The organism is Rathayibacter sp. AY1G1 (assembly GCF_002932095.1).
GTDB lineage: Bacteria > Actinomycetota > Actinomycetes > Actinomycetales > Microbacteriaceae > Rathayibacter.
Window position 1 is genome coordinate 47,475 of record NZ_PSUZ01000015.1, and the last position, 23,313, is coordinate 70,787.

Here is a 23,313-nt window from a genome sequence, read left to right on the forward strand (position 1 = left end):
CTCGCACCCTCCCGTCGGCACTCAGCCCTGACGGGCCTTGAAGCGCGGGTTCAGCTTGTTGATCACGAAGACGCGGCCCCGGCGGCGGACCACCTGCGAGCCGGGCTGCGCCTTCATCGACCTGAGGGAGTTGCGGACCTTCACGGATGCTCCTGTCGTTAATGAGAACTGTTATCGATAGAGTAGCGGTCCATGGAGCCCCACCACCCCGCACCCCCCGTCCTCGCCGTCACCCTCGTCAGCGCGACCGACCCCCAGGACGCCGGGCGGACCGCCGCGCTCCTCGCCGGCAGGCCCGAGTCCCGGATCGCCTTCGAGGTCGATCCGCCCGGCGCCGACGGTCCCGCTCTCGCCGAGGAGCTCCACCGGCGCCTCGCGGCCGACGCCGACGACGGCCACCGCGGTCACACGGTCGTCGCCCTCGATGGCCAGGCCGACCCGCTCGAGATCGGACTCGTGCTCGAGCACCTCTGCGCGCAGCGGCATCCCGCCGACACCCGCATCGCGATCCTCGACGTGGTCGCCGTGACGTCGACGGAGGAGATCCTGCGCGTGCTCTGCGGCGGCGCGGGCCCCTCCTTCGACTCGGCGGAGCGCCTCGCCGCCCGCCTGGAGTTCTCGAGCCTCGTCGCCCTCGCCGAGCCCCTCTCCGAGAGCGACCCCGAGCGGACCGCACTCGTCCGCGACCTCCTGCGAGCACTCGCCCCCACCGCCGATCTCCTCCCCGCCGGTGAGCTCCCGGCGGCGCCACGGAGGCTCCACCCCCGGCGCGCGCACGCGATCGCCTCCTCGATGGGCTGGCAGTGCGCCCTCAACGGGACCTCGCGGCGCCGCGCCTCGGGCACGACCGTCGAGGAGTTCGTGTTCCGCGATCCGCTGCCCTTCCACCCCGGCCGCCTGAGCACGGCGGTCCACGGGGAGCTGGTGGCGGAGAAGGTGGGCCGCATCCTCCGCTCCCGCGGCCTGGTGCGCCTGGCGACGCGCGCCGACCGGGTCGGCTCGTGGTCGGTCGCCGGCGACGTGCTGACGCTGGACCCGACCAGCCTGCTCAGCTGGGACGAGGACGCGCCTCTCGGCCAGGAGCTCGCCTTCTTCGGGACGGGCCTGGACACCGGGAGGCTGACCGCCGTCCTGCAGAGCTGCCTGCTCACCCCCGAGGAGCTGCTGGCCGGCCCCGCCGCCTGGGCGGAGTACGCGGACCCCTTCCCGCGCTGGGTGGACGAGCACCGGAACTGAACCGAGCGCCCTCCGTCGCGCGGGACTCGACGAGCGCGACCCGGCCCCTGCGTCCGAGCGCCGCCCGCCCCGCGCCAGCCGACCGTGCGCCGGGAGTGTGACGCGCGGAGGCTCCCGCCGGGCGGCGGGTGGGTAGGCTGACCGGACAGCACGTGCTCCGGGGTCGGTGGGAATTCCGAACCGGCGGTCACAGTCCGCGAGCCGCAGCCCCTCGAGAGGGGCGGCGGTTGACCTGGTGGAACTCCAGGACCGACGGTGAAAGTCCGGAGGAGAGGCAGCACGAGCGTCGCGCATCACCGCGCGATGCTGAGCGACGGTGCCCGCGCACCGTCGATCGAGACCCCGGAGTTCGGCGACGAACGGAAGAACCGGGAATGACGATCGACTACGAGCACGCGATGCGCCGGGCGCTGGCGCTCGCCGAGCGCGGGCCCGCCCGCGGACCCAACCCGCGCGTGGGCTGCGTGATCCTCGCGCCCGACGGCACCGTCCTCGGCGAGGGCTGGCACCACGGAGCCGGCACCGCGCACGCCGAGGTCGACGCCCTGTCGCACGTCGCGGCGGGCGCCGCCGAGGGCGCGACGGCCGTCGTCTCGCTCGAGCCGTGCGACCACACAGGGCGCACGGGTCCCTGCAGCCGCGCCCTGATCGAGGCGGGCGTCTCCCGCGTCGTCTACGCCGTGCCGGACCCGGGCGAGCGCTCGGCCGGCGGCGGTCGCACCCTCCGCGAGGCCGGCGTCGAGGTGATCGAGGGCGTGCTCGCCGAGGAGGGAGAGCAGTTCCTCCACCCGTGGCTCACCGCGACCCGCCTGCACCGCCCCTTCGTCACGCTCAAGTGGGCCTCGACCCTCGACGGCCGCACCGCGGCGGCGGACGGCAGCAGCCGCTGGATCACCGGAGCGGCGGCCCGGCAGCGCGTGCACGAGCAGCGTGCCGCGCACGACGCGATCCTCGTCGGCACCGGGACCGTCCTCGCCGACGATCCCGCGCTCACCGCCCGCGGCGACGGAGGCGAGCTCCTCGCCCACCAGCCGGTACCCGTCGTCGTCGGCACGCGCCCCGTGCCGCCGGGCGCCCGCCTGCACGAGCACCCCCGCGCCGTCGTGGTCGAGCGCACCCGCGACCTCGCCGCGGTCCTCGCGCACCTCTACTCCGCCGAGATCCGCAGCGTCTACGTCGAGGCCGGACCGACCCTCGCCTCCGCGCTCGTCGCCGACGGACTGGTCGACGAGTACCTCGTGTTCCTCGCGCCCGCGCTCCTCGGCGGCCCCCGCCTCGCGCTCGGCGACCTCGGCGTGGAGAGCATCGGCGGGGCCCGGCGCCTCTCCCTCCGCTCGGTCGAGATCCTCGGCGACGACCTCCTCGTGACCGCGCGCCCCGACGTCCTCCCCGCGGGCGGTGCCGGCACCCCGGCCCGCCTCCCCCTCGCCCTGCAGATGGAGACCCACTGATGTTCACCGGAATCATCGAGGAGAAGGGCGTCGTGACCGCCGTCGAGGCGGGCGCCGACGCGATCCGCCTCAGCATCCGCGGGCCCCTCGCCGTCGAGGGCGTGCGGCACGGCGACTCGATCGCGGTCTCGGGCGTCTGCCTCACCGTGGTCGAGCACACCGACCAGGGCTTCACCGCCGACGTCATGGCGCAGACCCTGCGGATGTCGACCCTCGACACCGTGGGCGTCGGCGACCCCGTGAACCTCGAGCGCGCCGCGCTGGTCGGCGACCGGCTCGGCGGCCACATCGTCCAGGGCCACATCGACGGCACGGCGACGCTGCTCGCGATCGCACCGGGGGAGGCCTGGCGGGTGCTGCGGTTCTCGCTGCCGACCGGCATCGCTCCGCTCGTCGTCGACAAGGGCTCGATCGCGGTGGACGGCGTCTCGCTGACCGTCTCGGCGATCAGCCCCGCCGCCGAGCCGGAGCAGTGGTTCGAGGTCTCGCTGATCCCCGAGACGCTCGCCGTCACCACGCTGGGCGCGCGCGCGATCGGCGATCAGGTCAACATCGAGACCGACGTCCTGGCCCGCCACGTCGAGCGGATGCTCGCACTGCGCTCGATCGCGGAGGCCCGCTCATGAGCCTCGCCACCATCCCCGAGGCCGTCGAGGCGCTGCGCGCCGGGCGCCCGATCATCGTCGCGGACGACGAGGGCCGCGAGAACGAGGGCGACGTCATCGTCTCGGCCCAGCTCGCCAGCCAGGAGACGATCGCCTGGATGGTCCGCCACTCCTCCGGGTTCATCTGCGCGCCGATGACCAACGAGATCGCCGACCGCCTCGCCCTGCCGCTGATGGTGGTCGAGAACGAGGACCCGCGCGGCACCGCCTACACGCTGTCCGTCGACGCGGCCGACCGGCTCTCCACCGGCATCAGCGCCTCCGACCGCGCGCACACCCTCCGCGTGCTGGCCGACCCCGAGGCGACCCCCTCCCGCCTGAACCGCCCCGGCCACATCCTGCCGCTGCGCGCCGTCGACGGCGGCGTGCGCGAGCGCGACGGGCACACGGAGGCGGCGGTCGACCTGATGAAGCTCGCCGGCCTGTACCCCGTGGGCGCGATCTCCGAGATCGTCGCCGAGGACGGCGAGATGATGCGCCTGCCCGGGCTGATCGCTCTCGGCGAGCGCGAGGGCGTGCCGGTGACCACGGTCGCGGCCCTCATCGCGTACCTGCAGGAGTTCCACTGCGACGCGGAGGTGCCCGTCACGGTCGCGGTCCCGGAGAGCGCGCGCGTGAGCTTCGAGGTCGAGACCACGGTGCCGACCACCCACGGCCCGTTCCGCATCCGCGCCTACCGCGACCGGCAGACCGGAGCGGATCACGTCGCGATCCTCGCGGGAGAGGTCGCCGCGGGGCGGCCCGCCCTGGTGCGCGTGCACTCCGAGTGCCTGACCGGCGAGGCGTTCGGCTCGCTGAAGTGCGAGTGCGGGCCCCAGCTCGACGCCGCCCTCGACACGATCCAGCGGGACGGCGGCGTCGTCGTCTACCTCCGCGGGCACGAGGGCCGGGGCATCGGCCTGATCAACAAGCTGCGCGCCTACCGCCTGCAGGAGGACGGCCTCGACACCCTCGACGCGAACCTCGCCCTCGGGCTCCCCGCCGACGCGCGGGACTACGGAGCGGCGGTCGGGATCCTCGAGGACCTCGGCCTCACCGAGGTGCGCCTGCTCACCAACAACCCCGAGAAGGTCCGCCAGCTCACCGACCGCGGCATCGTCGTCGCCGAGCGCGTGCCGCTCGTCGTCGGAGTCGGCGCCTTCAACGAGGGCTACCTCGAGACCAAGCGCGACCGCATGGGCCACACCCTCGACAGCGTCCTCGACCACGACCCCCTCGACGCCGGGATCTCCGGCCTCGCCCTCGACGCCGGGATCGCCGGCGCCACCACGAAGGAGTAGCAATGGCCGGTAGCGGCGCCCCCACCACCTCCCCTCTCGACGGCGCGGGACTGCGCGTCGTCGTCATCGCGGGCACCTGGCACGAGCAGATCAGCGACGGCCTGATCGCCGGAGCGGGCCGAGCCCTCGACGAGGCCGGAGCATCCTGGTCGCTCGTGCGCGTGCCCGGCTCGTTCGAGCTGCCCGTCGCCTCGAAGGCGGCCCTGGAGGCGGGGGCCGACGCGGTCGTCGCCCTCGGCGTGATCATCCGCGGCGGCACCCCGCACTTCGAGTACGTCTCGGACGCCGCCACCTCCGGGCTCACCACCGTCTCGATCCTGACGGGCAAGCCGGTCGGCTTCGGCGTGCTCACCCTCGACACCGAGCAGCAGGGCATCGATCGCGCGGGCCTTCCCGGCTCGAAGGAGGACAAGGGGCGCGAGGCGGCCGAGGCGGCGGTCTCGACCGCTCTGCTCCTCCGCTCGCTGCGCAGCTGAACCACTGCGGGCGGCCCCCGTCCTGGGGCCGCCAGCACACGAACCTGGGAGAACACGGAGTAAAGTGGTCGGGTCGTCACGAGCGACCCCTCTCTCCTCCCCCTCGCCCCAGCGGTCCGCGACGCCCGATCGACGCCCCGCCCCGCCGGCTCAGGGGGAGTCGCCGTCCACACGGAGCCCCTCCCTCATGTCTTCTCCCGCCGTCTCCGACGCGCCAGCAGCCGCCCCGCAGAACTCCCGCGGCCGCGTCATCCTCGCCAGCCTCATCGGCACCTCGATCGAGTTCTACGACTTCTACGCCTACGCGACCGCCGCCGTCCTGGTCTTCCCGTCGCTCTTCTTCGTCAACGAGGACCCGGCCACGGCCCTCCTCGCCTCCTTCGCCGTCTTCGGCGTCGCGTTCATCGCGCGCCCGATCGGGTCGATCATCTTCGGCCACTTCGGCGACCGCGTCGGCCGCAAGGGCACCCTCGTCGCCTCACTGCTCACCATGGGCGTCGCGACCTTCCTGATCGGCTGCCTGCCCACCGCGCTCACGCCCGGCTGGGAGTTCCTCGCTCCGTTCCTGCTCGTGGTGATGCGCTTCTGCCAGGGCCTCGGCCTCGGCGGCGAGTGGTCCGGAGCCGCGCTGCTCGCGACCGAGAACGCACCGGCCGGCAAGCGCGCCATCTACGGCACCTTCCCGCAGCTGGGCGCACCGATCGGCTTCATCGTCGCCAACGTCCTGTTCCTGGTGCTCGCGAGCACGATGAGCGACGAGACGTTCGCGGCCTGGGGCTGGCGCGTGCCGTTCCTGGCGAGCGCCGTGCTCGTGATCATCGGGCTCTACGTGCGGTTCAAGCTCGTCGAGACGCCCGCGTTCCAGAAGGTCGTCGAGAAGGGCGAGGTCGCCAAGCTGCCCCTCGCCCGCGTCTTCGTCACCAGCTGGCGCCCGCTCATCCTGGGCACCTTCATCATGCTGGCGACCTACGTGCTCTTCTACCTGATGACCACGTTCACGCTGACCTACGGCACCTCACCCGTCGACGGCGCGGTTCCGGGCCTCGGCTACACGCGCAACGACTTCCTCGTCATGCTGATCGTCGGCGTGGTGTTCTTCGGGATCTTCACGCTCGTCTCCGGCCCGCTCGCAGAGCGCTTCGGCCGCCGGCGGACGCTGCTCGTGGTGACCGCGGCGATCCTCGTGTTCGGCCTGCTCTTCGTGCCCCTGTTCAGCGCCGGCTTCGCGGGCGTCATGGCCGTCCTGATCCTCGGCTTCACGCTGATGGGCCTGACCTTCGGCCCGATGGGCGCCGTCCTCCCCGAGCTGTTCCCGACCAACGTCCGCTACACCGGCTCGGCGATGGCGTACAACCTCGCATCGATCCTCGGAGCGGCCCTCGCGCCGATCATCGCGGTCGCGCTCTGGAGGGCGGCGGGCGGCAGCACCGTGCTGGTCGGCCTCTACCTCAGCGCCGCGGCCGTGCTGACGCTGATCGCGCTCCTGCTCTCCAAGGAGACGAAGAACGCGTCGTACCACGACAACGTCTCGTAGGACTCCCTGCAGAGGACGGCCCGACGGGATCCCCCGGCGGGCCGTCCGCGTCTCCGCTGCCTCCCTGAGCACCGGGCCCGCCCTCTGGCGGCCTGCTCGCAGCGACGACGGGGCAGAATGGACCGCGATGAGCACCACCACCTCCCGGCGCGGCGGACGACGACCCTCCCGCGACGACGGACCCCGCGCCTCCTTCTCGCAGCTCGTGCCCTACCTGCTCGAGCACCGCGGCATCCTCTCGGTCGTCGTGGTCCTCAGCCTGTTCGGAGCGGCGGCGAGCCTCGGCCAGCCCCTGCTCGTCGGCCAGGTCATCACCCGGGTCCAGTCCGGTCTCGATCTCGGCCCGCTGGTGTGGGCCCTCGTCGGCCTGGTCGTGGCCTCCGGGCTCATCTCGGGCTTCGCGCACTACCTGCTCCAGCGCACCGGCGAGGGAATCGTGCTCTCGAGCCGCCGCCGCCTCGTCGCACGGCTGCTGCGCCTCCCCATCCGGGAGTTCGACGCGCGCCGCACCGGCGACCTCGTCTCGCGCGTCGGCTCCGACTCCACGCTCCTGCGCGCGGTGCTGACCCAGGGGCTCGTCGACTCGATCGCGGGCTCCCTCGTCTTCGTCGGCGCGATCATCGCGATGGCCGTCATCGACTGGGTGCTGCTGCTGATCATCGTGGCGGTGGTGGCGGTGGCCCTCGGGCTCGCGCTGACCCTCGGCCGCGGCATCCGCACCGCCAGCCGCAAGGCGCAGGAGAAGGTCGGCGATCTAGCCGCGGCCGTCGAGCGCGCCATCAGCGCCGTCCGGACGATCCGTGCCGCCGGAGCCACCGATCGCGAGATCGCGGTCGTCGACCAGCACGCGACGGAGGCGTACCGCCTCGGGATCCGCGTCGCGCACGTCTCGGCCCTCGTGGTGCCGGTGGCGGGGATCGCCATGCAGGTCGCCTTCCTCGCCGTCCTCGGCGTCGGCGGCTACCGCGTCGCGTCCGGCGCGATCGACATCGCCCAGCTGGTCTCGTTCATCCTCTTCCTCTTCATGATGGTGATGCCGCTCGGCAACTTCATCGGCGCCATCACCTCGGTGAACTCGGCGCTGGGCGCCCTCGGCCGCATCCAGGAGATCATCGACCTGCCGATCGAGGGCGACGGCGACGCCTCCGCGGGCGGCCTCGGCGCCGGCGTGGCGGAGGAGGCCATCTCCTTCGAGGACGTGGTGTTCTCCTACGAGGAGGGCGCCGTGCCTGACGCGGCGGCCGTGGCGGACGAGCGCGACCGCACCGTCCTGCGCGGCGTCTCCTTCACCGTGCCGCGCGGCAAGCGCACCGCCCTGGTCGGGCCGTCGGGAGCGGGCAAGAGCACGATCCTCGCCCTCATCGAGCGGTTCTACGACCCGGAGGCCGGCGTCGTCCGACTCGGCGGTGTCGACATCACGGCCATCGACCGCGACGCGCTCCGCGCGCAGATCGGCTACGTCGAGCAGGACGCCCCGGTCCTGGCCGGCACCATCCGCGAGAACCTCGTCCTCGGCCGCCCCGACGCCGACGACGCCGACTGCCTCCGGGTGCTCGAGGCGGTGAACCTGACCGACGTGCTCGAGCGCAACCCGCTCGGCCTGCACGCGCCGGTGGGCGAGAGCGGAGTGATGCTCTCGGGCGGTGAGCGTCAGCGCCTCGCGATCGGCCGCGCGCTCCTGGCGGCCCCGCCGATCCTGCTGCTGGACGAGTCCACGTCGAGCCTCGACGGACTCAACGAGCAGCGCCTGCGCCTGGCGATCGACGCGGTCGCCGAGAACCGGACCCTGCTGGTGATCGCGCACCGCCTGTCGACGGTGGTCGACTCCGACCGCATCGTCGTGCTGCAGAAGGGCGAGGTCGTGGGAGTCGGCACCCACTCCGAGCTCGTCGAGTCGACGCCGCTCTACCGGGACCTCGCCAAGCACCAGCTGCTCGTCTGACGGGCGCCGCAGCGGCGTCTCGCGACCGCCGCCGCCTCATGCCGGTCGACCAGCCGCGCAGCGGCGTCTCGAGACGCCCGCACGTCTCGACCAGCAGCCTGCGCCCGCTCGTCCCTCAGCGCGGCGGCAGCCGCAGGGCCCCGTCGAGCCGGAAGGTCTCGCCGTTGATCATGGGGTTCTCGACGATGTGCCGCACCAGGGCCGCGAACTCCTCGGGGCGTCCGAGGCGGGCCGGATGCGGCGTCGCCGAGCCGAGCGCCTCGCGGGCCTTGTCCGGCAGCCCGGCGAGCAGGGGCGTGTCGAACGTGCCCGGTGCGATCGACACCACGCGCACGAGCCGGGCCGCGAGCTCGCGCGCGAGCGGCAGGGTCATCGCCGCCACGGCTCCCTTCGACGCGGCGTAGGCCGCCTGTCCGATCTGCCCCTCGAAGGCGGCGACGGAGGCGGTCGTGACCAGGACTCCCCGCTCCCCATCGATCGGCTCCCGCTCGGCGATCGACGCCGCGGCGAGGCGCAGCACGTTGAGCGTCCCGGTCGTGTTGATCCGCAGCACCCGGTCGAACTGCTCGAGCGGCAGCGGCCCGTCGCGTCCGAGCAGCCGCCCGGGTGTGGCCACGCCCGCACAGCTCACGGCGACGCGCAGCTCCCCCGCCGCCGCCACGGCGCGCGAGACGGCGTCCGGATCGAGGACGTCCCCGGCGATCAGCTGCACGGAGGCGGGCAGACGCGCGGCCTCCACCGCGTGCGGCAGGTCGAGCACGACCACGTGCGCTCCTGCGGCGTCGAGCGCCGTCGCCGTCGCGGCTCCCAGTCCGGATGCTCCCCCCGCGATCAGCGCGGACGTCCCCTCGAGTCGCACGGTCAGCCCGCCGGAGCGGGGGTGGAGTCGGCGTCGGGCTCGTCGGTCGGCTCGCTGCCGGGCTCCCCCGTCGGATCACTGCTCGGCTCTCCGGACGCGAGCGCCTGCGCCGAGCAGTCGGTCAGGGTGGCGTCGTAGGCGTCACGGGCGCGCTGCGCCGCCAGGCGGACCTCCTCCTCCGCAAGCGGGCTCGCGAGCGGCGGCCGGTCGCTCAGGCCGTAGCGGGCGAGGCAGTCGCTGATCAGGCGGGTCATGCGCGCGCCGCTCTCGGGATCGGCTGTGCCGGTGGGCGCCGGGGCGGCGGTCGCGACGGAGCCCGAGTCGCGCACGGACCCGTCCGGCACCTCCGCGGCGGGACCGGAGCAGGCGGTGAGGCTCAGTGCGAACGCGACTCCGACGAGCAGCGCGACGGGCGGGCGGAGCGTCGTGCGCAGGAGCATGGACGACCTCGTTCGTGACGGCTGCGGGCAGGAGTGCGGCCACGGTAGCGCAGTCGATGCTTCCGGCGAGCGCTGGGCGCGCTCTCACGCCCCAGTGGCACCCCCAACGGGGCACAGGCGCGCCTGTCAGGAGGGCTCGGCGAGCGCCCACATCGCGACCGCCGACGCCGCAGCGACGTTGAGCGAGTCGATCCCGTGCCGCATCGGGATCTGGACGGCGACATCGGCGGCGGCGAGCGCGTCGGCGGTGAGACCCTGCCCCTCGGTGCCGAGCACGAGGGCGACGCGCTCCGGAGCGCGGGCGGCGAAGTCCCGCAGGGGCACCGCCTCCGGGGTCAGAGCCATCGCCGCGATCGTGAAGCCCGCTCCGTGCAGGAGCCGCTGCGTCGACGGCCAGTCGCCGACGCGTGTCCAGGGCACCTGGAGGACCGTTCCCATGCTCACGCGGATGGCGCGGCGGTAGTACGGATCGGAGCAGCGCGGCGTCACCAGCACGGCATCGGCTCCGATGGCCCCGACGGAGCGGAAGATCGCGCCGACGTTCGTCGGGTCGACCACGTCCTCGAGCACGACGACGCGGCGCGCTCCCGCGAGCAGGTCGGACGGGTCGGGCAGCACGGGCCGGTCCATCGCCGCGATCAGGCCGCGGTGCAGGGTGTACCCGGTGAGCTCGGCCAGGAGCTCACCCGGGCCCGTGAAGACGGGGACGTCGAAGCAGCCGACCAGGCGCTCGGCCTCGCCTGCCGATCCGCCGAGGGCGAGCACCGAGCGCGGCCGGTGCCCGGCGGCGAGCGCACGCTCGAGCACGAGCGCCGACTCCGCGATGTACAGGCCGTGCGGGCCGCGGGCGTTCTTCAGCGCGACGTCCGTGGCGTGGGCGTAGTCGCGCAGCCTCGGGTCGTCGAGCGCGGTGACCTCGATCCGCTCCACCGGATCAGGCGAAGGGGTCGGGGGTGAGCGTGTACTTGGTGCTGAGGTACTCGTGGATCCCCTCGAGTCCGCCCTCGCGGCCGAGGCCCGACTGCTTCACCCCGCCGAAGGGCGCCGCCGCGTTCGACACCACGCCGACGTTGAGGCCCATCATCCCGGTGGCGAGCCGCTCGATCATCCGCTGACCGCGGGCGAGGTCGCGCGTGAAGACGTAGGACACCAGTCCGTACTCGGTGTCGTTGGCGAGCTCGACGGCGTCGTCCTCGTCGGTGAACGGCACGATCGCGAGCACCGGGCCGAAGATCTCCGTGCGCAGGATCTCGCTCTCCCGGTCGACCCCCGCGAGCACGGTCGGCCGGTAGAAGTGGCCGGCCCCCTCGATCCGATCGCCGCCGGTGAGCAGGCGCGCGCCGCGGGAGACGGCGTCCTCCACCAGCGCGGACGCCTTCTCGACCGCGCGCTCGTCGATCAGCGGGCCGATGGTCACCCCGTCCTCGGTGCCGCGGCCGACGCGCAGAGCGCGCACGCGCTCCACGATCCGCGCGGCGAACTCCTCGGCGATCGACTCGTGCACGAAGAAGCGGTTGGCGGCCGTGCAGGCCTGGCCGATGTTGCGGAACTTCGCGAGCATCGCGCCCTCGACCGCCCGGTCGAGGTCGGCGTCCTCGAACACGACGAAGGGCGCGTTGCCGCCCAGCTCCATCGAGGTCCGCAGCACGTTCTCGGACGCCTGCTGCAGCAGCGTGCGCCCGACGGGAGTGGAGCCGGTGAAGGACACCTTCCGCAGGCGGGGATCCGACAGGATCGGAGCCGACACGGCTCCCGCCGAGGACGTGGTGACCACGTTGAGTACGCCGTCGGGGAGCCCCGCCTCGGCGAGCAGCGCCGCGAAGGCGAGCGTGGTGAGCGGAGTGAGCTCGGCCGGCTTCACGACGACGGTGCAGCCCGCCGCCAGCGCCGGAGCGATCTTCCGCGTCGCCATCGCGAGCGGGAAGTTCCAGGGGGTGATCAGGTAGCAGGGGCCCACCGGGTGCTGCGAGACGATCATCCGGCCGCTGCCCTCGGGCGAGACACCGTAGCGTCCGCTGATGCGCACCGCCTCCTCGCTGAACCAGCGGAGGAACTCGCCGCCGTACACGACCTCGCCCCTCGCCTCCACGACCGGCTTGCCCATCTCGAGCGCCATCAGGAGCGCGAACTCCTCGGTGCGCTCCTGCAGGAGGTCGAACGCCCGCCGGAGGATCTCGCCCCGCTTCCGCGGCGCCGTCGCGGCCCACGACGGACCGGCGGCGACGGCGGCGTCGAGCGCCCGGACCCCGTCCTCCGGAGTCGCGTCGGCGATCGAGACCAGGACCGCTCCGGTGGCCGGGTCCTCGACGTCGATCGAGCCGCCGCCGGAGGCGTCCACCCACTCACCGCCGATCAGCAGCTGCGTGGGGATGCGGGCGAGCAGAGCGGTCTCGGCGGCGCGGGACGCGACGGAATCAGTCACAGGAGGGAACCACTTCTTCGGATCGGAGCGCGCAGACCGCGCCGGGAGGAGCTTCTCGTCCTCCCAGTGTAGGACGGGCGATCGCTCCGGGGGCGGGGTCGCCGGGAGCCGCGAGGACCTGCGCCTCCGTGAGCCCTGTGGAGGGACGAGCCCTCAGACGGACCGCTCGACGCGGACTCCCGCCTCCGTCAGCTCGCGCAGCGCCGCGGCACTCGCCTCCTCGGAGACGCCTGCGACCAGGTCCTGGAGCACGCGGACCTCGAGCCCCGCCCGTCGCGCGTCGAGCGCCGAGGCGCGCACGCAGTGGTCGGTCGCGAGTCCCACGACGTCGAGCGCAGTGACGCCCCGCTCCGCGAGCACGGCGCCGAGCTCCTCGCCCGCCTCCGTCGTGCCCTCGAAGGCCGAGTAGGAGGGGCGGCCCTGCCCCTTGAGGATCTGCACGTCGATCAGAGCGGTGTCCAGGGCCGGGTGGAACCGCGCGCCGTCCGTGCCGGCGACGCAGTGGACGGGCCAACTGTCGACGAAGTCCGGCTCCACCGCGAAGTGGCCGCCGTTGTCGGAATCGCCCTCGTGCCAGTCGCGGGAGGCCAGCACCGCGGAGTAGCGGTCGGCGTGCGCCGCCAGATGCTCGGTGATTCCCCGGGCGACGGCCGCGCCGCCTGTGACGGCGAGCGCGCCGCCCTCGGTGAAGTCGTTCTGCACGTCGACGATCAGGAGTGCGGTGGTCATCGTGGGCCTTCCGGGAGGAGGTGGCGAGGAGGAGCGGGAGGTCGACCCGCCCGGGTCAGGAGTCGGAGAGCGAGGATCCGCAGCGGTAGACGCCCGTCACGAGAGTGTCGATCGCGGTCTTCGCCGAGTCGGAGACGTCGCCGAGAGCGTAGACCGCGAAGGTCAGCTCGGTGCCGTCCGCCGCGGTGACCACGCCGGCCAGGGTGTAGCCGGTGTCGATCCAGCCCGTCTTCGCCCGCACCGCGCCGTCGGCCGCGGCGTTGTCGCCGGCGAAGCGGTCGGAGTAGGAGAGCGAGCCCGTCCGGCCCGACACCGGCAGGCCGTCCAGGAGGATCCCCAGCTGCCCCTCGCGGGCCTGCACCTTCCGGAGCAGCTCGGTGAAGTACGCCGGCGCGACCGCGTTGTCGTCGCTCAGGCCGGAGCCGTCGACGATCGCGATCCCGGACGTGTCGACACCGTAACCGGCGAGCCCCTGCAGCACACCGGCCTGCTCGGCAGCGAAGTCGCTGCCCGCGCCGGTGCGGATCGCGACGAGCCGCGCGAGCATCTCGGCGATCGCATTGTCGGAGACGAGCAGCATCTGCTGCACGAGCGTGCCGACCGGGGCCGACTCGACCGAGCCGAGAACCGCGGCGCCCGCGGGAGCGGTCCCGGTGGAGACCACGGGCGAGCCGTCCAGCTCGTCGGCGAACGCCTCTCCGGCCCGGCCGACCGGATCCGTGCCGCGCTCGGAGGTCGAGGCCGTGGGGTCCTCGCGATCGCCGTCCACCTGGAGCGCCGTGATCTCGGGCATGTAGCCGTCGACCTGCTCCTTGCGGTTCCAGCTCGGCTGCCAGGTCTCGCCCGAGTAGAGGGAGGAGTCGAGCACCAGCGACGTGATCGGCGTCCCGGCGGTGGAGGGGTCGGCCTCCCAGGCGCTCTCGACCTGCGCCGCGAGATCGTCGAGGTGGGCCGCTCCGGCGTAGGTCGACTCCCGGCCGGTCGGGAGCCGGGTCAAGGTGAGGTCTCCCCCGCCGACGAGGACGACGCTTCCGGGCTCGCTCCCGCGGACCACGGTGGTGGCGATGCGCGTGTCCGGGCCGAGGACCGCGAGCGCCGACGCGGCCGTGAGGATCTTGAGGGCGGAGGCGGTGCGGGACGCGGTCCCGCCCCCGCGGTCGAACAGGACCTCGCCCGTCGCGGCGTCGACCACACGCGCCTGCATCGAGCCCAGGCGCGGGTCGGCGGCGAGCCCCGCCACCGAGCAGGTGCGGAGCGCCTCGGCCGCCGCTTCGGCGGTGGGCCGCGCCGTGGCCGTCGGCGTCGGTGCGGGAGTCGCGGTGGCGGTCGGGGTCGAGGCGACGGGCAGCGCCCCGGGCTCCGCGGCGCTGCCGAGGGCCGTCCCCACGCCGAAGGCGCCGCCACCGAGCACGGCGGCCACGAGCACCGCGGCGACCACGAGAGTGCGGCGACGGCGGGGAGGAGGCGTGTCGGTCATCCGCAACAGGGTAGCGACGCGAGTTCGACGCGACCTGGACGCCGCGGATGAGGCCGGGAACTCGCGGATCCGGCCGGGACGTCGCGGATGACGGGAGAGGGAGCCGCCTGTGGGAATCGAACCCACGACCTTCTCATTACGAGTGAGACGCTCTGCCGACTGAGCTAAGGCGGCGTGCACGCGGGGCCTGAGCCCCGGACACGATTACACAGCATAGCCTGCTCGCGCCCCCGGGCGTGAATCAGGACGGCGCGGTCGAGCAGAGGCTCCGCGACGGCGGCGGCGACCGCCGCGCTCGGCTCAGGCGAGCGCGCCGCGGAGCTCCTCGAAGGAGCGGGCGATGCGTCCGGGCAGGGCCTCCCGGCCGTCGTGATCGACCCAGGCCGCCCAGGCGTGGCGGACGGCGGCGAGCCCGAGGAGCGTCAGCATCCGCGCCCGGCTGCGCACCCGCTCCGCGTCGTCGTCCTCCTGGCCGAGACGCTCGGCGACGAGCCCCTCGACCGCGAGCTCGAACTCGCGCATGCCCGCGATCTTCAGACCGACCAGATGCGGGTGCTCGCGGAAGAGCGCGCGGCGTAGGACGTGCAGCTCCCGATCCTCCTCGAGCGGCTCCTCCATCGCGGCGACGAAGACCCGCTGCAGGTCCTCGAGCACGGCGCCCCGGCCCGCGACGAACGCCGCCGCCGTCTCGTCGGCGATGACCGGGAGCCCGCCGACCAGCGCGTCCTCCTTCGAGGCGAAGTAGTTGAAGAAGGTGCGCGTGGAGACGTCGGCGGCGCGCGAGACGTCGTCGATGGTCACCCGCTCCGGCCCGCGCTCGCTCGCCAGGCGGAGGACGGCGATCTCGATCGCCCGCCGCGTGGCCAGGCGCTTGCGCTCGCGGAGCCCGGGCTGCTGCTCGCGGGACCGCTCCTGCTCGGTCAGCACTGCGGATCCACCTCCGGGACGGTCCCCTCGAGCAGGTACGCGTCGACCGCGTCGTTCACGCAGGACGTCGACTTGTTGTAGGCCGTGTGGCCCTCGCCGTCGTAGGTGACCAGGTGACCGGCGGAGAGCTCGCCCGCGAGCGCCTGCGCCCATACGTAGGGCGTCGCGGGATCGTTCGTGGTGCCCACGACCAGGATGGGCGCCGAGCCCTCCGCGGTGATCGGCTCGCGGGAGCCCTCGAACGCCGCCGGCCACTCGCTGCAGAGGATGTCGCCGTAGGCCATGTAGCGGCCGATCGTCGGCGCGGCCTGCTCGAGAGCGGCCTCGTCGGCGCGCATCGAGGCGGTGTCGGCGTCGTAGGAGTAGTCGACGCAGTTGATCGCGAGGAACGCCTCGGTGGTGTTGTCCGCGTACCGGCCGTCCGCGTCGCGCCCGTTGTAGGCGTCCGCGTACTGGAACGCGACCGCGGGGTCGCCCCGGCGGACGTCGGCCAGCATCTCGCTCAGCGCTCCCCACGCCGTGGCGTCGTAGAGCGGGTAGACGATCGCGGTGAACAGCGTGCTCGCGCCGAGCTCACGGCCGTCGGCGGCCCGGATCGGCGAGGCGTCCACGTCCTCGAGCATGCGCTTCAGCTGGGCCATCCCCGCGTCGACGGTGCCGGTGAACGGGCAGTCGTCCGAGCGGAGGCAGTCGGAGAGGTAGGCGCGCAGTGCGCTCTCGAACCCCTTCGCCTGCTCGCGCACCACGTCGAACGAGGTGGCCGCCGGGTCGATCGCGCCGTCGAGGACGAGGCGGCCGACCCGGTCCGGGAACAGCCCGGCGTAGGTCGCTCCGAGGAACGTGCCGTAGGAGTAGCCGAGGTAGTGCAGCGTCTCGTCGCCGAGCGCCGCGCGCAGCACGTCGAGATCACGGGCGGCGCTCGGGGTGCCGACCTCGGGCAGCAGCGGCCCGCTACGCTCCTGGCAGGCGGCGGCGAACGCGGCAGCGGTCGTGCGCTGCGCCTGGATCCACTCGTCGCTGCCCCGCTCCCCCGGCGTGATGTCGTAGAGGTAGGAGTCGAGCCCCGCGGCGTCGAGGCAGGAGACCGCGGTGGAGGCGCCCACCCCGCGTGGATCGAAGCCGACGACGTCGTACCGGGCGGCGAGCGCGGAGTCGACCGCGTAGTCGGCGCTGTCGCGGACGAAGTCGACGCCCGACGCTCCCGGTCCGCCCGGATTCACGAGCAGGGACCCGATCGCCGGGCCCTTCGTCGCGGGTCGGCGCACCAGAGCGATCGACGCGATCTCCCCCGAGGGGTCGTCCCAGTCGAGCGGGACGGTCGCGTCGGTGCAGAGAGCGCCGTCGCCGCAGTCGTCCCAGACCAGCACCTGCGAGTAGTAGCGCTCCAGGGAGTCGTCGACGGTCTGCGGATAGGGGGTGGAGGTCCGGTCGACGCTCGGGCCGGGCGCGAAGCAGCCGGTCAGGAGGGACGCGGCCGCGACGAGCGCGAGGACGACGGCCGTCCGGCGCCCCCGCCTCACGCGGCCACCGGACGGCGCGCCGCGACGACGAGCAGCGCCTCGAGAGCGAGGACCGGGGAGACGTTCGCGTCGATCCGCTGCCGGGCTGTCGCGATCGCGTCGAGGACGGCGAGCGTGCGGTCGGGCGGAGTCGCGTCGGCGAGCGCGGTCATCTCGGTCCGGACCTCCTCGTTGATGACGCCGCCGGGCGCTCCGAGCTGGAGGCGCACCACGTCGCGGTAGAGGGAGAGCAGGTCGACGAGGATCCGGTCGAGACCGTCGCGGAGGCTCCGCGTCGCGCGTCGCTTCTGATCCTCCTCGAGCGCCCGCAGCTGCGAGCGGAGCTGCGCGGGCACGGTGCCCCCGGGCTCGACGCCGAGCGAGCGCAGCGCCTGCTGCCGCTCGGCCTCGTCGCGCTCGAGGGTGATCGCCTTGGCGTCCTCGGTCGCGACCTCGATCATCCGCGCAGCGCCGAGGACCGCGTCCGAGACGCCGCGGAGGCGCAGGGCGATGCGGAGCGTCTCCTCGCGGCGCTCGCGCGCGTTCGCGTCGGTCGCCAGGCGGTGCGCCATCCCGATGTGGCTCTGAGCCTGGCGGGCGGCGCGCTCGGCGGTCTCGGGGTCGACCCCGTCGCGGCGCTCGAGGAGACCGGCGACGTCCTCGACGCTCGGCACGCGGAGCCGCACGGAGCGGACGCGGGAGCGGATGGTGGGGAGCAGATCGGCCTCGCTCGGGGCGCACAGGATCCAGACCGTGCGCTCCGGCGGCTCCTCGAGCGCCTTCAGCAGCACGTTGGACGTGCGCTCGCTCATCCGGTCGGCGTCCTCGATGACCATGACGCGGTAGCGCGACACCGAGGGCGAGTACTGCGAGCTGCTGACCAGCCGCCGCACCTCGTCGATCGAGATGATCACGCGCTCGGTCGTCAGCACGGCGAGGTCGGGATGGGAGCGGGCGGCGACCTGGCGGCAGTCGGGGCACTCCCCGCAGCCGCCGTGGCGGCAGAGCAGTGCGGAGGCGAACGCGTAGGCGAGGTTCGAGCGGCCGGACCCGGGAGGGCCGGTGATGAGCCAGGAGTGCGTCATCGACGACGACTCCCGGCCACGGTCGTCCCGGGGCGTCGAGGCGTCCTGCAGGGCGCCGATGGCGTGCTCCTGCCCGACGAGCTGGCTCCAGACGGTCATGCCACCAGGCTAACCGCGAGCACCGACAGCCGACGCGCCGTCGAGGAGGACGGCGACCCGCTCCCGCACCGCGGCCGCGATCTCCTCGACGGGGAGAGCGGCGTCCAGGACGAGGAAGCGCTCGGCGTCCGTCTCGGCGATCGCCAGGAACGCCTCGCGCACGCGCCCGTGGAACTCCGCCTTCTCGGCCTCCAGCCGGTCGAAGCGGGTGCGGGCCGCGTCGAGCCGGCCCCGCGCGACGGCGGGGTCGAGGTCGAGCAGGACGGTGAGGTCTGGCCTCAGGTCGTGGGTGGCCCACTCCGAGAGCCGCCGGACCTCGACGGCGTCGAGGACCCGCCCGGCTCCCTGGTAGGCGACGGAGGAGTCGATGTAGCGGTCCTGCACGACGACCTCGCCGCGCTCGAGCGCCGGTCGCACGAGCGTCCCGATGTGCTGGGCGCGGTCCGCCGCGTAGAGCAGGGCCTCGGCCCGCGGATCGATCTCGCCGCGGTGGTGCAGAACGATCTCGCGGATCTGCAGGCCCACCTCGGTGCCCCCGGGCTCGCGGGTGCGGACGACGGTCTCGCCCCGCGTGCCCAGCCACTCCTCGAGCAGCCGGGCCTGCGTGGTCTTGCCAGCGCCGTCCCCGCCCTCGAGGGTGACGAACAGCCCGGTCACGACTCGGTCGCGTCCGACGTCTCGGCGGCGGCCGCCGCGGCCGCGCGGCTCGCGGCGGTGGCGCGGGGCGTGGCGGGCTTCTTCGCTGCGGTCGTCTTCTTGGCGGCCGCCGTCGTCTTCGCCGCGGTCGTCTTGGCCGCGGTCGTCTTGGCCGCCGTCGTCTTGGCCGCCGTCGTCTTGGCCGCCGTGGTCTTGGCCGCCGTGGTCTTGGCCGCGGGCTTCCTGGCAGGCGCGCGCTTGGCCGGAGCCTTCTTGGCCGGGCCCTTCGCGCGCTTGTCGGCGAGCATCTGGACCGCCTGCTCGAAGTCGATCTCCTCGATCGTGAGGCCCTTGGAGATCGTGACGTTGGTCTCGCCGTCGGTCACGTAGGCGCCGAAGCGTCCGTCGCGGATCCGGATCGGCTTGCCGCTGACGGGGTCCGCCTCGAACTCCTTCAGCGCGCTCGACGCGCGTCGCGCCCCGTACTTCGGCTGGGCGAAGATCTCGAGCGCCGTCGGCAGGTCGACCTCGAAGATCTGGTCCTCGCTGGTGAGCGACCGGCTGTCGGTGCCCTTCTTGATGTACGGGCCGTACCGGCCGTTCTGAGCCGTGATCGGCTCGCCGCTCTCGGGGTCGTCGCCGACCGTGCGCGGCAGGTCGAGCAGGCGCAGCGCCGTCGCCAGGTCGATCGACGCGACGTCCATCGACTTGAAGAGGGAGGAGGTGCGCGGCTTCACGACAGCGGGCTTCTTCGCGCCGCGCTTCGCGGGCGCGGGCTCGACGACCTCCCCGGTGGCGGGATCCGCCGTGGTCTCCGGCTCCGGATCGACCTCGGTCACGTAGGGGCCGAAGCGCCCGTCCTTGACGACGACGGTCTTGCCCGAGTCGGGGTTGCTTCCCAGCACGCGGTCGGTCTGCACCGGGGCGTCGACGAGCTCCTGCGCCTTGGCGGGCGTGAGCTCGTCGGGAGCCAGCTCGAGCGGCAGGTTGACGCGACGCGGCGTCTCCTGCCCCTCCTCCTGGGCCACCTCGAGGTAGGGGCCGTACTTGCCGATGCGCAGGGTGATGTCGTCGGTGATCCGGACGGAGTTGATGCTCTTCGCATCGATCTCGCCGAGGTTGTCCACGACGTGTCGGAGCCCGGGGTGCGTGCCTCCGCCGAAGTAGAAGCGGTTGAGCCAGGCGACGCGGTCCTCCTCGCCGCCGGCGATGCGGTCGAGGTCGCCCTCCATCTCGGCGGTGAAGTCGTACTCCACCAGGTCGGAGAAGAAGTCCTCGAGCAGCCGGACCACCGAGAAGGCGATCCAGTTGGGCACGAGGGCGGTGCCGCGCGGAGTGACGTAGCCGCGGTCGACGATGGTGGAGATGATCGACGCGTAGGTGGAGGGCCGGCCGATGCCGAGCTCCTCGAGCGCCTTGACCAGGCTCGCCTCCGTGTAGCGCGGGGGCGGCGAGGTCTCGTGGCCCTTGGCCTCGACCTCGGCGACGACCAGGCTCTGGCCGACCTCGAGCACCGGCAGCTTGGCGTCCTTCTCGTCGCGGGCGCCGTGACGCTCCTCGTCGCGCCCCTCCTCGTAGGCGAGGAGGAATCCGCGGAAGGTGATGACGGTTCCGGAGGCGGTGAACTCGGCGGTCTTCGCGACGTCGCCGGCCGGCTCGGCGAGCAGCGTCACGGTGGCGGTCGAGCCCTTGGCGTCGGCCATCTGCGAGGCGACGGTGCGCTTCCAGATGAGCTCGTAGAGGCGGAGGTCGTTGCCGCGGAGGGTGCCCGAGAGCTGATCCGGGGTGCGGAAGGTCTCGCCCGCGGGCCGGATGGCCTCGTGCGCCTCCTGCGCGTTCTTGTTCTTGCCGGAGTACAGCCGGGGCTTGTCCGGGACGGTCTCGGCTCCGTAGAGGGACGCGGCCTGGGTGCGTGCGGCGTTCAGCGCCTGCTGCGAGAGCCCGGGCGAGTCGGTCCTCATGTACGTGATGAAGCCGTTCTCGTAGAGCGACTGCGCGACGCTCATCGTCTGGCGCGCCGAGAAGCGGAGCTTGCGCGCCGCCTCCTGCTGGAGCGTGGACGTGGTGAACGGGGCGGCGGGGCGGCGCGAGTACGGCTTGGACTCGAGGTTCGAGACCCGGACCGTGGTGGCGGGGTCACGCAGGGCCTCGGCGAGGGCACCGGCGGTGGACTCGTCGAGGACGGTGACGTCGCCCTTCAGCTGACCGCGGTCGTCGAAGTCGCGGCCGCTTCCGATCCGCTTGCCGTCGAGCCGAGCCAGTCGGGCGTCGAAGCCCGCCGCGGCGTCCGACTCGGGCGCCAGCACGGTGGCGAGGTCCCAGTAGCTCGCCGACACGAACGCCAGGCGCTCCCGCTCGCGGTCGACCACCAGGCGGGTCGCGGCCGACTGCACCCGGCCGGCCGAGAGCCCGGGGCCGACCTTGCGCCACAGCACGGGCGAGATCTCGTAGCCGTAGAGGCGGTCGAGGATGCGGCGGGTCTCCTGGGCGTCGACCAGGGAGGTGTCGATGTCCCGGGTGTTGTCGCGCGCCTTCTGGATCGCGTCCTTCGTGATCTCGTGGAAGACCATGCGGTGCACGGGGACCTTGGGCTTGAGCTCCTCGAGGAGGTGCCACGCGATGGCCTCGCCCTCGCGGTCCTCATCAGTGGCGAGGTAGAGCTCGTCGGCGTTCTTCAGCGCGCGCTTGAGGTCGGCGACCGTCTTCTTCTTCTGGTCGGACACGACGTAGTAGGGCTCGAAGCCGTTGTCGACGTCGACGGAGAACTTGCCCAGCGGGCCCTTCTTCAGCTCCGGGGGGAGGTTCTTCGGCTCGATGAGATCGCGGATGTGCCCGACGGAGGCGAGCACCTCGTAGCCGTCGCCCAGGTACTGGGCGATGGTCTTGGCTTTCGCCGGCGACTCGACGATCACCAGCTTCTTCGTGCCGGACACAGTTCTCCTCGATTGGTGCTGTCGGGTCGGACGACCAGTGGTCCGACGTCCCCTGCTGCGGGGAGACGGTGCGCGGCGACGTGGTGCGGGGAACGGCGACGCGTCCCCATCGGCGGGGGCGCCCGACAGGCACACCATACACACTGACCCCGGACGTGCTGCCCCCTCCCGAGGACACGGGGACCTCGGGAGGACGCTGGACACGGCCTCGGAGCCGCCTGCCCGGCCTGCCGTCGACGGGGGTGACGCGCGGCGCCGATCGGCGCATGATGAGGCATGGCAACGACGCACACCACCACGACCTCCGCCTACACGGCCAAGCTCCTCGACGGACCGCTGGAGGGCAAGACCCTCCGCCGGGGATACGGCGACGATCAGGCCCCCGCCGCACGCCTCGAGATCCCCGGGGCGAGGGCGGGCTCCCGCTACATCTACCTCCTCGCCGGCGGCCTCGAGCACGACGAGGGCGCCGGCGCCCTGCCGACCGCCGCCGCGTACCGGTACCAGCGACTCTCCTCCGACTGACGCGCTCCCGCGGCGTCGCCCTCAGGGCGGCGGGCCGGCCCTCGACCGCGCCGTGAGGGAGAGCGGACCCGCGGTGACGGCCGCCTCCGTTCTCGCGACGCCGCCGTCGACGTCGCAGAGGACGAGCTCGGCGCCGTTCGCGCGGGCTACGGCGGCGGCACGTCCGCACGGATCCCCGGCCAGCAGGCCGGAGGCGACGTCGGCCGCTGCCAGGGACGAGGCGTCCGCGGCGGCGACCGCTCGCTGGTGCCCGACGACTCCTGCGCAGCCGGCGAGGACGGCGGCCGTCACCAGGATCGTGCCCGCGACGACTCCGATCGCCACGACCGCGGCCGATCCCTCCTCCCGGTCGCGGACAGCCCCGGGGAGCCGGCGGATCATCCGCCCCCGCCCAGCGCGCAGGACCGGACCGAGACCGGGAGCGAGACCGCCGGGAGCGGGCGCAGCCGGGCCGCGACGTCGACGCAGACCAGTCCGTCCTGCTCCCCCGCCGTGAGCGACGCCCCCGTCACCCGGGCGAGCGGCGCGCGGGGGTCGTCGCCCCGGGCCGCGGACCGGGCCGCGTCGGCGGCCGCGTCGACGAGCCGGACGTACTGCGCCGAGGCCGCTACCGACCCCAGGCACAGCGCCAGCACCGCGACCACCGCCGGGAGCACGAGCGCGAGCTCGGCAGTGGCCGAGCCCTCCTCCTGGACGAGCCGCCCGCGCAGCAGCGGAAGGCCTCTCATCCCGCCGCGGTGAGCGCGCGGGTCACCAGGTCGGTCAGGATGCTCCGCACCTCGTCGCCCTTGAGGATGACCACCAGCAGCCCGGCGAAACCGACTGCGGCCATCGTCGCGATCGCGTACTCCGCCGTCGCCGATCCCTCCTCGTCGCCCAGAGCGCCGAGCCCTCCCCATCCGGGTCGGCGCCACTCGACGCGCCCCGCGGAGACGTCGATGCCCGTTCCTCCGCCGGACGCCGCACCTCCGCCGCTCCTCGAGCCCCGGCTCGTTCCCGGCACACGACTTCCCGCATCCCTGCTCCTACCGAGTCCTCGACTCCGGGAGACTCCCCCGCCGCTGATCGCCGTGTCACTTCTCATGTGTCCTGCTCCGT

Annotated in this window: 23 protein-coding genes, 1 tRNA gene and 1 riboswitch; of the genes, 8 read left to right on the forward strand and 16 right to left on the reverse strand. The window is 73.4% G+C overall.

Translation table 11 applies throughout. From position 1 onward, the window contains the following. Positions 1-21: 21 nt before the first annotated feature. The gene (gene ykgO, locus C5C36_RS10050) at positions 22-144 is read right to left on the reverse strand and encodes a type B 50S ribosomal protein L36 (RefSeq protein WP_104226896.1); all 123 of its coding nucleotides are present in this window, start codon (positions 142-144) and stop codon (positions 22-24) included. Between the two features lie 48 nt (positions 145-192). Here ykgO and C5C36_RS10055 point away from each other — a divergent pair, with 48 nt between their 5' ends. The 7 genes from C5C36_RS10055 to C5C36_RS10085 all read left to right on the forward strand — a co-directional run bounded on the left by C5C36_RS10055 (position 193) and on the right by C5C36_RS10085 (position 8,584). After that, positions 193-1,236: a GTP-binding protein gene (locus C5C36_RS10055; RefSeq protein WP_104247338.1), complete on the forward strand. Its 1,044-nt coding sequence runs from the start codon at positions 193-195 to the stop codon at positions 1,234-1,236. 150 nt (positions 1,237-1,386) lie between these two features. Next, positions 1,387-1,519: riboswitch (FMN riboswitch) on the forward strand. A 91-nt stretch (positions 1,520-1,610) separates the two neighbouring features. After that, positions 1,611-2,687: a bifunctional diaminohydroxyphosphoribosylaminopyrimidine deaminase/5-amino-6-(5-phosphoribosylamino)uracil reductase RibD gene (gene ribD / locus C5C36_RS10060; protein WP_258072254.1), complete on the forward strand. Its 1,077-nt coding sequence runs from the start codon at positions 1,611-1,613 to the stop codon at positions 2,685-2,687. Further along, positions 2,687-3,313 (forward strand): riboflavin synthase, encoded by a 627-nt coding sequence (locus tag C5C36_RS10065; protein ID WP_104233719.1) that lies wholly within the window; start codon positions 2,687-2,689, stop codon positions 3,311-3,313. Before ribD ends, C5C36_RS10065 begins: the two co-directional genes overlap by 1 nt. Continuing rightward, positions 3,310-4,632 (forward strand): GTP cyclohydrolase II, encoded by a 1,323-nt coding sequence (ribA, locus tag C5C36_RS10070; protein WP_104222225.1) that lies wholly within the window; start codon positions 3,310-3,312, stop codon positions 4,630-4,632. The genes C5C36_RS10065 and ribA overlap by 4 nt, the downstream gene beginning before the upstream one ends. Before the next feature lie 2 nt (positions 4,633-4,634). Continuing rightward, positions 4,635-5,108: a 6,7-dimethyl-8-ribityllumazine synthase gene (ribH, locus tag C5C36_RS10075; protein ID WP_104222223.1), complete on the forward strand. Its 474-nt coding sequence runs from the start codon at positions 4,635-4,637 to the stop codon at positions 5,106-5,108. 187 nt (positions 5,109-5,295) lie between these two features. Continuing rightward, on the forward strand, positions 5,296-6,642 hold the full coding sequence (locus tag C5C36_RS10080) for an MFS transporter (RefSeq protein ID WP_104222221.1): 1,347 nt from the start codon (positions 5,296-5,298) through the stop codon (positions 6,640-6,642). A 127-nt stretch (positions 6,643-6,769) separates the two neighbouring features. Continuing rightward, positions 6,770-8,584 carry an ABC transporter ATP-binding protein gene (locus C5C36_RS10085; protein ID WP_104233721.1) on the forward strand — a complete coding sequence of 605 codons (1,815 nt, stop codon included), beginning with the start codon at positions 6,770-6,772 and terminating at the stop codon, positions 8,582-8,584. Between the two features lie 115 nt (positions 8,585-8,699). Here C5C36_RS10085 and C5C36_RS10090 read toward each other — a convergent pair whose 3' ends face one another. The 12 genes from C5C36_RS10090 to topA all read right to left on the reverse strand — a co-directional run bounded on the left by C5C36_RS10090 (position 8,700) and on the right by topA (position 21,690). Then, entirely contained in the window at positions 8,700-9,443 is a 744-nt protein-coding gene (locus tag C5C36_RS10090) for an SDR family NAD(P)-dependent oxidoreductase (protein WP_104309682.1), read from the reverse strand. Between the two features lie 2 nt (positions 9,444-9,445). Then, positions 9,446-9,883: a hypothetical protein gene (locus tag C5C36_RS10095; protein ID WP_104272861.1), complete on the reverse strand. Its 438-nt coding sequence runs from the start codon at positions 9,881-9,883 to the stop codon at positions 9,446-9,448. A 126-nt stretch (positions 9,884-10,009) separates the two neighbouring features. After that, positions 10,010-10,813: an RNA methyltransferase gene (locus tag C5C36_RS10100; RefSeq protein ID WP_104260348.1), complete on the reverse strand. Its 804-nt coding sequence runs from the start codon at positions 10,811-10,813 to the stop codon at positions 10,010-10,012. A gap of 4 nt (positions 10,814-10,817) precedes the next feature. Then, positions 10,818-12,305: an NAD-dependent succinate-semialdehyde dehydrogenase gene (locus C5C36_RS10105; protein WP_104309683.1), complete on the reverse strand. Its 1,488-nt coding sequence runs from the start codon at positions 12,303-12,305 to the stop codon at positions 10,818-10,820. A gap of 153 nt (positions 12,306-12,458) precedes the next feature. After that, positions 12,459-13,034 (reverse strand): isochorismatase family protein, encoded by a 576-nt coding sequence (locus C5C36_RS10110; RefSeq protein ID WP_104262888.1) that lies wholly within the window; start codon positions 13,032-13,034, stop codon positions 12,459-12,461. Positions 13,035-13,089: 55 nt separating this feature from the next. Continuing rightward, complete coding sequence (dacB, locus tag C5C36_RS10115) at positions 13,090-14,511, reverse strand: D-alanyl-D-alanine carboxypeptidase/D-alanyl-D-alanine-endopeptidase (protein WP_104309684.1); 1,422 nt, start codon at positions 14,509-14,511, stop codon at positions 13,090-13,092. Positions 14,512-14,612: 101 nt separating this feature from the next. Then, positions 14,613-14,685: transfer RNA gene (locus tag C5C36_RS10120), tRNA-Thr, on the reverse strand. 126 nt (positions 14,686-14,811) lie between these two features. After that, on the reverse strand, positions 14,812-15,438 hold the full coding sequence (locus C5C36_RS17610) for a TetR/AcrR family transcriptional regulator (protein ID WP_181027157.1): 627 nt from the start codon (positions 15,436-15,438) through the stop codon (positions 14,812-14,814). Further along, positions 15,432-16,958 (reverse strand): alpha/beta hydrolase, encoded by a 1,527-nt coding sequence (locus C5C36_RS10130; RefSeq protein ID WP_104309685.1) that lies wholly within the window; start codon positions 16,956-16,958, stop codon positions 15,432-15,434. Before C5C36_RS10130 ends, C5C36_RS17610 begins: the two co-directional genes overlap by 7 nt. After that, complete coding sequence (locus C5C36_RS10135; RefSeq protein WP_104222203.1) at positions 16,955-18,121, reverse strand: DNA polymerase III subunit delta'; 1,167 nt, start codon at positions 18,119-18,121, stop codon at positions 16,955-16,957. The genes C5C36_RS10130 and C5C36_RS10135 overlap by 4 nt, the downstream gene beginning before the upstream one ends. 9 nt (positions 18,122-18,130) lie before the next feature. Next, positions 18,131-18,778 (reverse strand): dTMP kinase, encoded by a 648-nt coding sequence (gene tmk, locus C5C36_RS10140; RefSeq protein WP_104237717.1) that lies wholly within the window; start codon positions 18,776-18,778, stop codon positions 18,131-18,133. After that, positions 18,775-21,690, reverse strand: a complete 2,916-nt coding sequence (gene topA / locus C5C36_RS10145; RefSeq protein ID WP_104309686.1) for a type I DNA topoisomerase — start codon at positions 21,688-21,690, stop codon at positions 18,775-18,777. The genes tmk and topA overlap by 4 nt, the downstream gene beginning before the upstream one ends. A gap of 276 nt (positions 21,691-21,966) precedes the next feature. Between topA and C5C36_RS10150 the strand changes: the two genes are divergently transcribed. Continuing rightward, positions 21,967-22,215 (forward strand): hypothetical protein, encoded by a 249-nt coding sequence (locus tag C5C36_RS10150; protein ID WP_104222197.1) that lies wholly within the window; start codon positions 21,967-21,969, stop codon positions 22,213-22,215. A 21-nt stretch (positions 22,216-22,236) separates the two neighbouring features. Here the strand turns inward: C5C36_RS10150 and C5C36_RS10155 are convergent, their stop codons facing one another. The 3 genes from C5C36_RS10155 to C5C36_RS10165 are packed head-to-tail and all read right to left on the reverse strand — an operon-like array spanning position 22,237 to position 23,218. Beyond that, positions 22,237-22,596 carry an Rv3654c family TadE-like protein gene (locus C5C36_RS10155; protein ID WP_104272867.1) on the reverse strand — a complete coding sequence of 120 codons (360 nt, stop codon included), beginning with the start codon at positions 22,594-22,596 and terminating at the stop codon, positions 22,237-22,239. Continuing rightward, positions 22,593-22,943 carry a TadE family type IV pilus minor pilin gene (locus C5C36_RS10160; protein ID WP_104222193.1) on the reverse strand — a complete coding sequence of 117 codons (351 nt, stop codon included), beginning with the start codon at positions 22,941-22,943 and terminating at the stop codon, positions 22,593-22,595. The genes C5C36_RS10155 and C5C36_RS10160 overlap by 4 nt, the downstream gene beginning before the upstream one ends. Next, positions 22,940-23,218 carry a DUF4244 domain-containing protein gene (locus C5C36_RS10165; RefSeq protein ID WP_244229600.1) on the reverse strand — a complete coding sequence of 93 codons (279 nt, stop codon included), beginning with the start codon at positions 23,216-23,218 and terminating at the stop codon, positions 22,940-22,942. Before C5C36_RS10165 ends, C5C36_RS10160 begins: the two co-directional genes overlap by 4 nt. Between the last annotated feature and the right edge of the window lie 95 nt (positions 23,219-23,313).

Bases quoted from the DNA above. Each gene is read 5' to 3' on its own strand.
- C5C36_RS10055 (WP_104247338.1), top strand. From the start codon at position 193: ATGGAGCCCCACCACCCCGCACCCCCCGTCCTCGCCGTCACCCTCGTC.
- ribD (WP_258072254.1), top strand. From the start codon at position 1,611: ATGACGATCGACTACGAGCACGCGATGCGCCGGGCGCTGGCGCTCGCC.
- C5C36_RS10065 (WP_104233719.1), top strand. From the start codon at position 2,687: ATGTTCACCGGAATCATCGAGGAGAAGGGCGTCGTGACCGCCGTCGAG.
- ribA (WP_104222225.1), top strand. From the start codon at position 3,310: ATGAGCCTCGCCACCATCCCCGAGGCCGTCGAGGCGCTGCGCGCCGGG.
- ribH (WP_104222223.1), top strand. From the start codon at position 4,635: ATGGCCGGTAGCGGCGCCCCCACCACCTCCCCTCTCGACGGCGCGGGA.
- C5C36_RS10080 (WP_104222221.1), top strand. From the start codon at position 5,296: ATGTCTTCTCCCGCCGTCTCCGACGCGCCAGCAGCCGCCCCGCAGAAC.
- C5C36_RS10085 (WP_104233721.1), top strand. From the start codon at position 6,770: ATGAGCACCACCACCTCCCGGCGCGGCGGACGACGACCCTCCCGCGAC.
- C5C36_RS10095 (WP_104272861.1), bottom strand. From the start codon at position 9,883: ATGCTCCTGCGCACGACGCTCCGCCCGCCCGTCGCGCTGCTCGTCGGA.
- C5C36_RS10110 (WP_104262888.1), bottom strand. From the start codon at position 13,034: ATGACCACCGCACTCCTGATCGTCGACGTGCAGAACGACTTCACCGAG.
- dacB (WP_104309684.1), bottom strand. From the start codon at position 14,511: ATGACCGACACGCCTCCTCCCCGCCGTCGCCGCACTCTCGTGGTCGCC.
- C5C36_RS10135 (WP_104222203.1), bottom strand. From the start codon at position 18,121: ATGACCGTCTGGAGCCAGCTCGTCGGGCAGGAGCACGCCATCGGCGCC.
- C5C36_RS10150 (WP_104222197.1), top strand. From the start codon at position 21,967: ATGGCAACGACGCACACCACCACGACCTCCGCCTACACGGCCAAGCTC.
- C5C36_RS10155 (WP_104272867.1), bottom strand. From the start codon at position 22,596: ATGATCCGCCGGCTCCCCGGGGCTGTCCGCGACCGGGAGGAGGGATCG.
- C5C36_RS10160 (WP_104222193.1), bottom strand. From the start codon at position 22,943: ATGAGAGGCCTTCCGCTGCTGCGCGGGCGGCTCGTCCAGGAGGAGGGC.